A 12,884-nucleotide genomic window follows, 5' to 3' on the forward strand; every position below is an offset into this window, starting at 1 on the left:
AATAACAGTAAATTTGGCTATATATATCACGCAAGGAAAGTAAGATATGAACAAAAAAGCGATTTATGCACTAACCGCTATTGCTCTGCAAAGTGTTATATTTCAATCAGCAAATGCAGATTCAATTGTAAGAATAACTAGCAATATCACTGCCTCACCTTGTACAGTTGACACTACAAGTTCAGATATAAATTTGGGGGTGATGACAGCGTCGTACCTTAATAATCCTAGTCTTAACAAAGCTTCGGAGTACACGCTTCCACTTGTAATAAAACTTATTGGTTGCCCTGAGACTACTACATCGGTCAGCGCAACGTTCAGTGGTACTCCATCCACACAAAATAGCAGTTATTATAAAAACACGTCCGGCAACGCTGGTGATGCAGCGGCTATGGATGTTGAGTTTGACAGATATACAGAAGGTACTGGTGACCGTGAACTATTGAAAAATGGTTCAATGATACGAGACCTTGCCATTGAGAACGGTCAGGCATCGTTTGCTGTGGTTGCACGTATGATAAACTCTTCCAGTAGCACAACAATAGGAGCTGGTGATGTCAGTACGGCTATTTCAATAAACTTTTCTTATAAATAAAATAGCCAAAAGAGAAGAGTCATGAACACAAAAAGTATCGTATTCATTTTACTCTACTCTGCTGCTTTATTTAATTTCAATATTCCGCTGGCGGCTTTAGCAGAAAGTAACGGTGACAGTGAACTGAATATCAGTGGCAAAGTGGTAGCGCCTTCATGCACCATTGCTCCGGACACTGTGAATGGAAATGTTGACCTCGGTGAGGTGCTAAGTGAACGCCTGCAGAGTGCGGGGAGTTTCTCAGCGTGGTCGCAGTTCTCACTGAATTTGACAGAGTGTCCAGCCACGACGACTGAAGTCGTCGTGTATTTCTCAGGGGGGCAGGATCCTGATTATCCGGTTTATTTTAAAAATACAGGCAGCAGTAAACATGTGGCTATTGAGGTTGCAGATGATACAGGCTCGCGCATAAGCAATGGTTCAGTGCGTAATATGGCCGTAGATTCACAGCAGCAGGCTAAAATGGTTCTAAAAGGTAGGATGATATCACCTCAGGGCAAAGCCATTTCCGGTAGCGTCTCGAGCTTAATGGAGTTGGCCTTTGGTTACAAGTAGTTAAGTTGCAGGGTAAATTATGATGTCTTATATTTACCTAGCAGAGTTCAGATTAAATATTTCTAATTACGTTAGATATAATGTTTGTTATTACGTAGATAAATATTAGGTCACCATTAAGTAACGGGGCGATGATAGTGGGTAAAGTGGCTATCATCGAAGGTATCATTTTCATAGAACATTTTGGTGTGAAAATGAATGAAATACCTCTCTTGTTAAAGTAAATGAATAAACGCTGGAGTTATGAAAAAATACATTAGTTTTCTATTGGCAAGTTCACTGACTCTGGCACCAGTTTTAGTCATGGCCGATGTACAGATAGGTAGCACTAGAGTTATTTATAACTCTAGTGCTAATGAAGCTGCATTGCCCATAAAAAATACCGATGCAGCGAATATATATCTTGTTCAGTCCTGGGTGGAACCAAATCCAGGTAGCAAGCCATCGTTTATTATCATCCCTCCATTGTTTCGCTTAGAGGGTAATGAGGAGCATTCTTTAAGAATTATTAAAACTCGTGATAATTTACCTAAGGATCGGGAGTCTCAATTTTGGTTAGATATTAAATCTATTCCAAGTACTGATAACAAAACTACTAAAGATAGCTTGCAGTTAATTGTTAAATCTCGATTAAAATTATTCTATCGGCCGGAAAATTTAGCAGGCAGTCCAGATGAGGCTTATAAAAAAATCATTTTTAACGCAGATGGTTCTGAAATTAAAGTGACCAACCCTACAGATTTTTATATTACCTTCTACAAATTTAAGGTAAATGATAGGGATATAAAAGAAGCGACAATGGTGGCTCCGAAAAGCTCTGTAACGTTCAGCCTACCAAAAGATGAAGATAATACTAGGATTGTAACGTGGCAGGCTATCACGGATTCAGGTAGCCCGACGACGGTCGAGAAAAAAATACTCTAAACAGGGAGCTGATATTTTGAAATCAAGATATTTTTTATTCACCTCAGCCGTGCTGCTCACATCAGTATTATCTGTTAAAGCATCCTATGCGCAGGGTAATGAGGCAACGTGTAAGTTCGATTCTGGATATGCAATGAACATATCCACCCTTGCTTTGGCGCCTGTTATCAATATCCGTGCGGGTATGCCGGTTAAGACTCTTTTATGGGATTCGGGCTGGCTCAATGGGGGATCTACAGCAATAACGTGCGGGCTTGCTGGCGACAGTAGCAAGACTTTTTCCGTGCAAGGTGGATATATGAACAATATGACGTTGTCTGCCGTTGGAGACTCTATTTATGATACCGGAATTCCTGGTATCGGGGTGAAAGTATTCTATTCTAACAGTCATGAAGTATCATCAGACAGGGTGTTAGAATACCCACGGAAAAGCCAATCAGTCATGATACAGGGTGATCAAAAGCAATATTCCCCTGCTTCGGAATATAAAATTCAGTTTTGGAGCACGGGTAACTATGCCAGTGGTAGCACTGTGTTCCCAAATCCATTGGCTAGTACCCAATATGGTGATCTGGTGACCAATCAGGTTTCATTAAGTAATACCCGTTTTGTGGTTAATTTAGTCGGGTGTACGGTTCAATCTTCAGTCAATGTTGATCTTGGTAATGTAAATGACACTACTTTTACTGGTGTTGGGTCAGCCAGTGCCTGGAGTCATTTTAAGATCCCACTAAATTGTTATGCAGGCACCAAAATATCCACAACGATTGATGCAACCCAGGATCCTGCAAATGTAGCAGGAGTGATTCAATTACTTACACAAGATAACAGCGCAACAGGGTTGGGGGTGCAGCTGAGTTATGCAGAAGGCGCTGCCGTAGTGTTTGGTGAGAAATCGTTATTCAAGGAGTCATCATCAACCACTGAGAATATTGAACTGGCGACGCGTATGTATCAGACTCATGAAAAAGTGACCATGGGTAAGGTCAGTGCAGTGGCTTATTTGACGATGACATATGAGTAACCGCTTTTCCTGATATTCATATGAGGTGCATTTATGAATACTACTTCATTAATTATATTTAGATAAGAATTATAGTTCACAATAATATGAGTAAGGAAAAATTAATGGCATGTATGGTTTGTTTAATTAAATATAAATAACATTATATATTTCATTAATGAGATTTATGTTATCTCTGAACTAACTTTTTAGATTATTTAAAAATTACCAGCTGATATAATAAACATCGGTAGGTTGTGTTTTTAGATTAATCATAGTTGCCGTGTTTGATTATAAAAATCAACGCGATAAATTATTTTAAAGCTATTCTTTAGAATAGCGGTATCCGGTGGCTAGGTTGTCACTTGTACAAAATAATAACGGTTATAGCGTATTAATAAAGGACTAGGATTTATGAATTTTTCAATGAAAAAAATCTCTGCGCAGGTATTGCTTTGTTTATCTATCGCTGCAATGTCCAGTCATGTTATGGCGGCAGATGCCACTATCAATATATCTGGGCAAGTGGTTTCAGAAGGTTGTTCAATAGCTGCAAGTAGTCTCAATGTTGTGCTTCCTGATATTGACGCAACTACACTTGCAACAACGGGAAGCGCTTCAGATTATGAGCCTTTTAAAATTGATTTTACAGACTGTTCTCATGGTATCTCACAAATATCAATCTCGTATACGGCGACTGGAGCGGATAATAGTGCCGCTGGTATGGATACGTATTGGGCTAATATCGGTACAGCAACAAATGTGAATGCTGAAATCCGTGATACAGGTAATGGTGGGGGAGACAAACCAGCGGTCCCGAATTCGATGGGTAGTATCGTAAATATTTCTGCTGCTACAAATTCAGCATCAGAGAGTTTTAAGGCAAGAATACGCAATAATGGAGTGGGCGCAGCGACTACAGGTACGGTCATCGTGGATTTTACATTGGTATTTACTTATGTCTAAATTATTTTTTCTTTTTAACAACGTAGTAGTTAACAAAATATTTAATTTGCGTTGACTGTTATCACTGGGCACGATCTTTATCATTTATGTAGAGTAAAGATCGTCCCGGAAATTATAGATCTCATTTATTCAGAGTTTGATTAGCTATTTTAAATTATTTTACCCATGCTTATCCTTGGGGGCGATACAGAAACTGTATGATTTCCATTTCATATGATATGGGAGCTTTTACAATTAAAGCTATGCACGTAAACTCCCTTGATATTTGAAGCATAATTTCTGGTTCAAACCCATTGGGACCTAACATGTAGGATAAGCAACATTCTGTTGTAAATACTGGGGCTTGCTGAATCTTGAGGCTCATCAGGCGCGGGATTGAAATTCTGCTTAGATGCCAGCCAGATAGGTTTAAGTAAGCCAACTTATCGTCACAACCGCAGTGTTGAAAATACGATAATTTCATTCCCCTGTTAAGCTATACCAGCCCCTGTTCTATTATCTCTGTAAGCAAAATTTGTTCGGAATGATGCTCCATGCGGATAAAGAAAACCATGTCACCACTAACCAATGCAGGCTTGCCATTCCTCATATCTAAATAAGTATGAAAAGGAAGAGCGATAGGTAACAACCCCAAAGGCGTTTGAACAACGGCTCTGCCGTTGGTCCGTAGGGTGAGCCGCTAGCGGCGAATAATCGAACGGAGTTTGATGAAGAGTCCGTATGCCAGAAAGCAAAAAACCAGCCCTTGGGCTGGTTTCTTTAAATAGTGGTGCCCGGACTCGGACTAACGCCGAAGGCGTTTGAACAACGGCTTTGCCGTTGGCCCGCAGGGTAAGCCGCCAGCGGCGAATAATCGAACGGAGTTCGATGAAGAGTCCGTATGCTAGAAAGCAAAAAACCAGCCCTTAGGCTGGTTTCTTTAAATAGTGGTGCCCGGACTCGGACTAACGCCGAAGGCGTTTGAACAACGGCTTTGCCGTTGGCCCGTAGGGGGAGCCGCTAGCGGCGAATAATCGAACGGAGTTCGATGAAGAGTCCGTACGCTAGAAAGCAAAAAACCAGCCCGTAGGCTGGTTTCTTTAAATAGTGGTGCCCGGACTCGGACTAACGCCGAAGGCGTTTGAACAACGGCTTTGCCGTTGGCCCGCAGGGTGAGCCGCCAGCGGCGAATAATCGAACGGAGTTCGATGAAGAGTCCGTATGTCAGAAAGCAAAAAACCAGCCCGTAGGCTGGTTTCTTTAAATAGTGGTGCCCGGACTCGGAATCGAACCAAGGACACGGGGATTTTCAATCCCCTGCTCTACCGACTGAGCTATCCGGGCAACGAGGCGTATTAAACTGGATCTGCGGCTTGGCGTCAACGTAATTTCTTCATTCCTTTGTTTAGTTGCCTAATGTTTGGGCATTTTGGGTTTTTTGCATGAAATTTATGCTGCCTTGAAGACGTTGCCGTTCTTTCTTCAAGAGAGATTCGTCGATACGGCTCAAATTTGCTGGCGTTGACCTATCACTTCTTAATCAGACGCCTTATCAATGTTTGCTAGTTCTATTATTAAGATCACATAATATTACAAATATCACTCTTAGATGTGACACGAGAGTTGTTGTCGATAGGTTTAAAAATACAATGTCAATTTTAGCTCATAAATTGCTTTTAATAGATTTTATTTAGAGTGGGTTTATTTATTGTATATCTGATTTTTATATTTCGCTAGTTTGTGGTTTGTTGTTGGTGATTTTAAAATAGTTCATATTAAACATATGGTTATTAATTAAATTTTAATTAAATCCTGAATGAATATTAATCTATTGTAATGAAGGTTAAACAGAGTTCATTGGATGTAAACTATTTTTTCCTTGAAACGTTATTGGTGTTTTACAGCGAGTGCGTTTAATTTCTGTGTATTGACATAATTCATGCTGAATATATAACTTAAGCACTGTGATTGAGAGGTTTTCCAATTTAATGGATTGGCCTCATAGCCGAATAATATAAATTAAAGCAGGTATATTAATTATGAAACGTATTCTTACTGCAACCGCACTTTCTCTTGCCATGATGTCTACTTTTACTTGGGCTGCTGATGGCGCAACCACTGCTCCAGCGGCAACGACCACCGTGAGCTCTAATGTGTTAACTGCCCAGCAGGCGAAAGAAGTTGCTAAGGTAGCTCAACAGGGCTTTAACGCCATGCGTGATGTGCAATATGCTCGCGTCTCTTTATTCCGCGGATACCCAGATGTGGCGCAAAAATTAGTCGATCAGGCGCAAACCCTATTATCTGATGACAGCACCAACTGGAAAGATTTTATTAAGGCCGATAAGAAAACTCCGCTGACTGGTGATAACTACGTAGTTATTAATGCTTCTATTTCTTTGGCTGAGGATTTTGTGGCAACGCCTGAAAAACAAAAAGCCATTGATAGCGCTAATGCTAAATTCAAGAAAGGTGATCACAAAGGCGCAATGGAAGAACTGCGTTTGGCTGGCGTTGGTGTAACGGAAACTCAATATCTGATGCCGCTGAAACAAACCCAGCAGGCGGTTAAGAAAGCACAACAGCTGCTGAAAGAGGGTAAATACTATGAAGCGAACTTGGCTCTGAAAGGGGCTGAAGAGGGGATTATTACCGACAGCGTTTCTTTAGTGGGTGCCAATTAATCTCTCGATGAGTTAATTAACACTTTCTATTTCCTACCTTCGATAAACCACCCTTTGGGGTGGTTTATTCATCGATATTGTAATAAATACTCAGCTTTAGCCTAAGGCACCATTTCGGCGGCAGCGCGCAATTTGCAGAATATCTTCGGCTAAGCGACGTGCAGTTTCCACATCTTGCAGTTGGCGTTTTACCAGCAAACGGCTTAAGCAGCCTTCCAAAACTAGCTCCATCTGATGAGCGACCATTTCAGGATCGTCCATGTCGATGTCTTGCAACAGAGCAAGCGTGAACTCGTAAGAGGCGGTTTTCTGCTGCTCGGCAAGCAGGTGGATTGGATGATCGTCTTCAGGGAAAAAACTGCAGGCGGCGATAAACAGGCAGCCGGGATAGCGCTGTTGCTGCACATACTCGGCCAACACGTGGTAACGCGCCAAGATTTTATCCCGAGCTGAAAGGGTTTCATCCAGCAGCAGCTGGCGGCGCCATGTGTCTATCTGCTGTGCGTGGTAGCGCAGACTGTCATAAAGCAGGGCTTCACGATCCGGCCAAAAACGAATTAGCTCTTCCTTTGAAATATCGAGCTGGGGAGCCAGCTTATCCAAGGTTGTGGTTGCTAGTCCTTGTTGTTCCAGCAGGCCAAGTACCTGGCTGAGCACGAGTTCTCGTTGCACGTGATCCTCCTGTCTTATGTGCGGATCTTTCACGATCGGATCCTCAGTGTCGTTGATGGTTAGCGATTGTGCAAATGCGCTGTGAATTCCTTTGCGTTCATAAAACCGGTGACGCGCAGTTGTGGTTGTTCTTGTGCCTGCGTGTTGTAGAACAAAATGGTTGGCAGACCTAATACGTTTAAATGCTTGAGCAGCGCGGCATGTTCCGCGCTGTTCGCCGTGACGTCAGCCTGTAACAGCACCGTATCCGCAAGTTGCTGACGCACCGTTGGATCGCTGAAGGTGTATTTTTCAAACTCTTTACAGGCCACACACCAGTCAGCATACAGGTCTAACATAACAGATTTGTTCTCTGCTTTAGCCTGTTGTAGGGCATGATCCAGCTCAGCAATGGTATTCACTTTTTGGAACGGCAGATGAGCAATGGTTGCTTGTGATGCATTTCCAAATGCCCAATCTTGCAATGGCCGTGAACAAACCAGCGCCAGACCTAGCATCACAATTTGCATGATGCGCGCTAGGCGATGAGAAGACTTCAGGCTCAGTGCGAACGCCCATCCGAAGAAGGCAACGCCTAACAGCGACCAGAGGCGTAATCCCCATTCGTCACCCAGAATACGCTCCAGTAAGAATACCGGCAGCGCGAGGATTACAAATCCAAACGCCTCTTTGACGTACTGCATCCATGGCCCGCTACGTGGTAACAGGCGGTTGCCGAAAGTGGTTACGAGGATCAGCGGGATGCCCATTCCCAGCGCATAAAGGTATAGCGTGCCGCCGCCAGCGGCCATATTACCGCTTTGTGCAATGTACAACAGAATCGCGCTGAGCGGTGCGGTGGTGCAGGGTGAACATATTAGACCTGCTAGTGCGCCCATGACGAATACGCCAATCAGCGAACCGCTGCGTTGCTGGTTGCTCCAGAGCGTGAGGCGCGTCTGAACTGAAGAAGGTAGCTGTAAGGTAAACAGGCCAAACATCGACAGCGCCAGCAACACGAATAAAATCGATAGCCCAATCAATACATAGGGGTGCTGGAACGCGGCTTGGAACTGCAATCCAGCGGCGGCGACCACCATCCCCAGCAGCGTGTAAGTCACCGCCATGCCTTGTACATAAACGAGCGACAATACAAAAATTCGGCGATAGCTTTGCTGGCGATCCTGCCCAAGAATAATGGCAGATATCAGCGGATACATCGGCAAGATGCAGGGCGTAAAGGCAATGCCTATCCCAATGAGAAGCGCCCAAAGCGGCGAGAACGGCAGTGCAGGAGCCGACTCTGTGTTAGGCGCTGTATCTTGAACCGCATCGGTGATGGCTTGCGCATTAACGGAATCTAAGGGGATAGTTTTGGTTTCCGGCGGATAGCAAAAGCCCGCCTCAGCGCAGCCCTGATAGGTAACAACCAACGTGGCATTTTGAGCGGCGTTTTGTAGACGCAGATTGAGCGTTAGGTCGTTTTTAAAAATAGCCGTTTTGCCGTAAAACTCATCATGGTGATCGAGGCCTTCAGGCAGCGTAAACGGCGCGATTGTAGCCTGATGAGGCTCTATTTTTATCTGCTGGCGATAGAGATAGTACCCCGGTTTGATTTGCCAGTTTAGGTCGAGCTTATGATCTTGCTGCTTGAAATCGAATGTGAAAGCCTGATCGACCGGCACAAACTGCGTTTTGCTAGAGAATAGCGATGCCTGTGCCGGAAGCAGAGTACAGATAAACAGAAAAACTAGCGTAAAGAAGCGTTGAGCCATGACAGGTAATCTTTATCTCCCGCGTGAACCGGTAAAACTAAAAGTTCAGGGGTTTGGTATGGATGATGCTGTTTCAGAAAGCTAAGCAGAGCTTCCTGATGTGAGCGTTCGCTTTTCAAAATCATCTGGACTTCGTATTCCTGCTCCAGCTTGCCTTCCCAATAGTACATGGAAGATGCGCCGGGTAGCAGCGTGACGCAGGCCGCGAGTTTTTCACTCAATGCGAGCGAAGCCAACTGCTGAGCACAGGCTTCGTCGGGCGCCGTACACAGCACAACGATGGCATCGGTAACGTTATCGGGTAGTGGCTTTTCAGTCTCTGACATCTGATCTAAACCTCGCCGTGGATGATTTTGAATCAACACTATACCTTGTGTGAGTGAAAATTGTCAGCAACGCAGAAATAGCGTGATCAGAATAAGAAAAGGACGCCGAAGCGTCCTTTTTGTACTCAGCGCGAGAAAGGCTTAGAGCATAATGCTTCCCAGCACGAAGCCGAAGATAACAGACAGCGCCACGCCGATAGTGCCTGGGATGAAGAACGGATGGTTAAAGACCAGTTTACCGATACGAGTTGTACCGGTGTCATCCATCTGCACCGCCGCAACCAGAGTTGGGTAGGTAGGCAGAATGAACAGACCAGAAACCGCGGCGAAAGATGCGACTGCGGTCAGAGGAGAAACGTTCAGCGCCAGTGCCATTGGCATCAGGGCTTTCGCTGTTGCTGCCTGAGAATACAGCAGGGCAGATGCGAAGAAGAAGATAACCGCTAGCAGCCAAGGGTGAGACTGAATGACGGTACCCGCAGTTTCTTTGATCCAATCAAGGTTTGCCTGAACGAAAGTATCGCCCAACCAAGCCACACCCAGAATACAGATACATGCGCTCATACCTGCTTTGAAGGTGCTGGAGTTCAGAATGCTGTCAGTTTCAACGCGGCACAGGATAGTGGTCAGCGTTGCGACGCTCAGCATGATGATCAGAATCGCGTTGGTGGTGTTCATCAGTGGTTTTTCAACCAAACCGAGGCTTGGGCTGTTGATAATTGCATAGCAAACGACGCATACAACGCCCAGCAGGAACAACCATACAGAGCTTTTGGCACGAGGTTTGATAACCACTTGCTTGTCGCCACGCAGTTCAATCAGGCCTTCAGCCAGACGTTTCTGGTAAACAGGATCGTCAGACAGTTTGGAGTCAAAGCACCAAGATACGATGAGTGACATCACCAATACAGCTAAGAAAGTGGATGGAATAACAACCATCAGCAGATGAATATAGCTGATGCCGTGGCCTTCCATCACAGAAGACATATAAACTACTGCGGCTGAAATTGGAGACGCAGTAATTGCAATCTGAGCAGAAACAACGGCGGTAGACAGTGGACGGCATGGCTTGATGCCTTGCTCTTTAGCCACTTCAGCGATAACTGGCAGTGCAGACAGAGAAATATTACCGGTACCTGCAAAGATGGTCAGAAAATAGGTCACAATCGGTGCAAGGATCGTGATGTATTTTGGATTCTTACGCAGAAGTTTTTCAGTTTGATGAACTAAATAATCCATACCACCGGCAACCTGCATTGCAGAGATTGCGGCGATAACAGCCATGATAATTGAAATAACGTCGAATGGAATATTGCCTGGCTTAACACCGATCATGGCAAGGACTAAAACTCCTAAACCACCGGCAAACCCTATTCCTATGCCCCCCAGTCTGGCACCTAAGAATATGGCGAGCAGTACGATCACCAGCTCCAAAACTAACATAGTGTTTCTCCTCAAGATGTAACGATAATATTCCTTTTGCCCTTGAAGCTGCCGCGTGGATTAAGCGTATATTCTGAGGCTCATACGCACGTAGGCGACTCAGAATTTCTTTACTTATCATTCACTGCAACACAATGACATCGGGTGTAATTCTTGTTTTAAGTATGTTGGTCGCAATAAAAAGGCACGGCTGACCATGGGGACAGACGTGCCTGATATCGACTAGCGAACTTTATTATTGTTCGCTTTCGTCAGTATAACGTTTTGCTTTATAAGCAGGGTGCATCAGGTTCTCTACAGAGAAGATGTCGTCCAGTTCCGCTTCGGTCAGCAGACCGCGTTCCAGAACAACTTCACGCACGTTTTTACCTGTTTCGGCACAGATTTTACCAACGATATCACCGTTGTGGTGGCCGATAAACGGATTCAGGTAAGTTACGATACCGATAGAGTTAAATACATAGCTTTCACAAACTTCTTTGTTTGCGGTAATGCCGTTGATGCATTTTTCCAGCAGGTTGTAGCAACCGTTAGTCAGGATAGAGATGGATTCAAACATCGCCTGACCAATTACCGGTTCCATAACGTTCAACTGCAGCTGGCCTGCTTCAGCAGCCATGGTGACGGTGGTGTCGTTACCGATGACTTTGAAGCACAGTTGGTTAACCACTTCAGGAACCACTGGGTTCACTTTAGCTGGCATGATTGAAGAACCAGCCTGCAGTTCTGGCAGGTTGATTTCGTTCAAACCGGTACGTGGGCCAGAAGACAGCAAACGCAGGTCGTTACAGATTTTAGACAGTTTAACCGCCAGACGTTTCAGAGCACCGTGAACCATCACGTATGCGCCGCAGTCAGAGGTTGCTTCGATCAGGTCTTCTGCAACAGAGCATTGCAGGCCGCTAACTTCAGACAGTTTCTGCACAGCTAACTGAGAGTAGCCTTCTGGCGTATTCAGACCAGTACCGATAGCGGTCGCGCCCAAGTTAACTTCCAGCAGCAGCTCAGAGGTGCGTTGCAGGTTCTTAACTTCTTCTTTCAGCAATACGCTGTAGGCTTTGAATTCCTGACCCAGAGTCATAGGTACCGCATCCTGCAATTGGGTACGGCCCATTTTCAGAATGTTTTCGAATTCTTTGGCTTTACGATCGAAGCCTTCGCGCAGCTGGTTGATTGCATCCAGCAGTTTCATGATGGAAGAGTACACCGCGATACGGAAACCGGTAGGGTAAGCATCGTTGGTAGACTGGCATTTGTTCAGGTGATCGTTCGGGTTCAGGTATTGATATTCACCTTTCTGGTGACCCATCAGTTCCAGACCGATGTTTGCCAGAACTTCGTTGGTGTTCATATTAACGGAAGTACCTGCACCACCCTGATATACGTCTACAGGGAATTGATCCATGCATTTGCCGTTGTTCAATACTTCGTCACAAGCAAGAATAATAGTATCGGCAATTTTGCGCGGAATGGTGTGTAACTCTTTATTGGCGAGAGCAGCAGCTTTTTTTACCATAACCATGCCGCGAACAAATTCAGGGATATCGCTGATTTTGTTGTTGCTGATATAAAAGTTTTCAATTGCTCGCAGAGTGTGAACACCATAATAAGCGTCTGCTGGAACTTCACGGGTGCCTAACAGGTCTTCTTCAATACGAATGTTGTTTGACATAAGAACCTTCTTTAATTGATGCCGAATAGTAAACTTGCTAATGAATTTATATCGTTTAGATTTTCAAATTCGAAAGGATCATCCGTCCTCTCTGTTCTGTGGCTGATCATATGCTGCTGGCGTGGAAAAGCATGAACCCAGATCACTATATGGCGCTTCAAGTTTCAGGTGTTTACATATCTGTGATTACTCTCACAGATAAAGAAAATAACCCACAAGAGTTATAGGGTTGAAAACGTATAAAATGCCACCACTTGTCATATATAGACTGTTTTTAGACATATATGCTGTTAAATTTTAACTATCTCAGT

The 12,884-nt window shown here is 44.3% G+C and carries 11 protein-coding genes and 1 tRNA gene; 6 read left to right on the forward strand and 6 right to left on the reverse strand.

All coding sequences use genetic code 11. The features are described from left to right. Positions 1-46: 46 nt before the first annotated feature. The 5 genes from CPY98_RS02045 to CPY98_RS02065 all read left to right on the forward strand — a co-directional run bounded on the left by CPY98_RS02045 (position 47) and on the right by CPY98_RS02065 (position 4,043). Positions 47-595, forward strand: coding sequence for a fimbrial protein (locus tag CPY98_RS02045; RefSeq protein WP_096386166.1), 549 nt, complete (start codon positions 47-49; stop codon positions 593-595). A 21-nt stretch (positions 596-616) separates the two neighbouring features. After that, on the forward strand, positions 617-1,150 hold the full coding sequence (locus CPY98_RS02050; protein ID WP_096386169.1) for a fimbrial protein: 534 nt from the start codon (positions 617-619) through the stop codon (positions 1,148-1,150). Between the two features lie 243 nt (positions 1,151-1,393). After that, positions 1,394-2,074, forward strand: a complete 681-nt coding sequence (locus tag CPY98_RS02055) for a molecular chaperone (protein WP_096386172.1) — start codon at positions 1,394-1,396, stop codon at positions 2,072-2,074. A 16-nt stretch (positions 2,075-2,090) separates the two neighbouring features. Next, the gene (locus CPY98_RS02060) at positions 2,091-3,098 is read left to right on the forward strand and encodes a fimbrial protein (RefSeq protein WP_130992982.1); all 1,008 of its coding nucleotides are present in this window, start codon (positions 2,091-2,093) and stop codon (positions 3,096-3,098) included. 393 nt (positions 3,099-3,491) lie between these two features. Beyond that, complete coding sequence (locus tag CPY98_RS02065) at positions 3,492-4,043, forward strand: fimbrial protein (RefSeq protein WP_096386174.1); 552 nt, start codon at positions 3,492-3,494, stop codon at positions 4,041-4,043. Between the two features lie 1,247 nt (positions 4,044-5,290). On the opposite strand, the gene CPY98_RS02070 is transcribed toward CPY98_RS02065, so the two are convergent. After that, positions 5,291-5,366: transfer RNA gene (locus CPY98_RS02070), tRNA-Phe, on the reverse strand. Positions 5,367-6,061: 695 nt separating this feature from the next. On the opposite strand from CPY98_RS02070, the gene CPY98_RS02075 reads away from it, so the two are divergent. Then, positions 6,062-6,706, forward strand: a complete 645-nt coding sequence (locus CPY98_RS02075) for a YfdX family protein (RefSeq protein ID WP_096386177.1) — start codon at positions 6,062-6,064, stop codon at positions 6,704-6,706. 96 nt (positions 6,707-6,802) lie between these two features. Here the strand turns inward: CPY98_RS02075 and CPY98_RS02080 are convergent, their stop codons facing one another. From CPY98_RS02080 to aspA, 5 genes are all read right to left on the reverse strand, one after another. After that, the gene (locus CPY98_RS02080) at positions 6,803-7,378 is read right to left on the reverse strand and encodes a transcriptional regulator (RefSeq protein ID WP_043490603.1); all 576 of its coding nucleotides are present in this window, start codon (positions 7,376-7,378) and stop codon (positions 6,803-6,805) included. Between the two features lie 59 nt (positions 7,379-7,437). Further along, positions 7,438-9,132, reverse strand: a complete 1,695-nt coding sequence (locus CPY98_RS02085; RefSeq protein ID WP_096386179.1) for a protein-disulfide reductase DsbD — start codon at positions 9,130-9,132, stop codon at positions 7,438-7,440. After that, positions 9,108-9,458, reverse strand: coding sequence for a divalent cation tolerance protein CutA (gene cutA / locus CPY98_RS02090; protein ID WP_043490608.1), 351 nt, complete (start codon positions 9,456-9,458; stop codon positions 9,108-9,110). Before cutA ends, CPY98_RS02085 begins: the two co-directional genes overlap by 25 nt. A 141-nt stretch (positions 9,459-9,599) precedes the next feature. Then, the gene (locus CPY98_RS02095) at positions 9,600-10,901 is read right to left on the reverse strand and encodes an anaerobic C4-dicarboxylate transporter (RefSeq protein WP_025798664.1); all 1,302 of its coding nucleotides are present in this window, start codon (positions 10,899-10,901) and stop codon (positions 9,600-9,602) included. Between the two features lie 235 nt (positions 10,902-11,136). Next, positions 11,137-12,573 (reverse strand): aspartate ammonia-lyase, encoded by a 1,437-nt coding sequence (aspA, locus tag CPY98_RS02100; protein WP_025798666.1) that lies wholly within the window; start codon positions 12,571-12,573, stop codon positions 11,137-11,139. Between the last annotated feature and the right edge of the window lie 311 nt (positions 12,574-12,884).

Source organism: Hafnia sp. CBA7124, from assembly GCF_002355555.1.
GTDB lineage: Bacteria > Pseudomonadota > Gammaproteobacteria > Enterobacterales > Enterobacteriaceae > Hafnia > Hafnia alvei.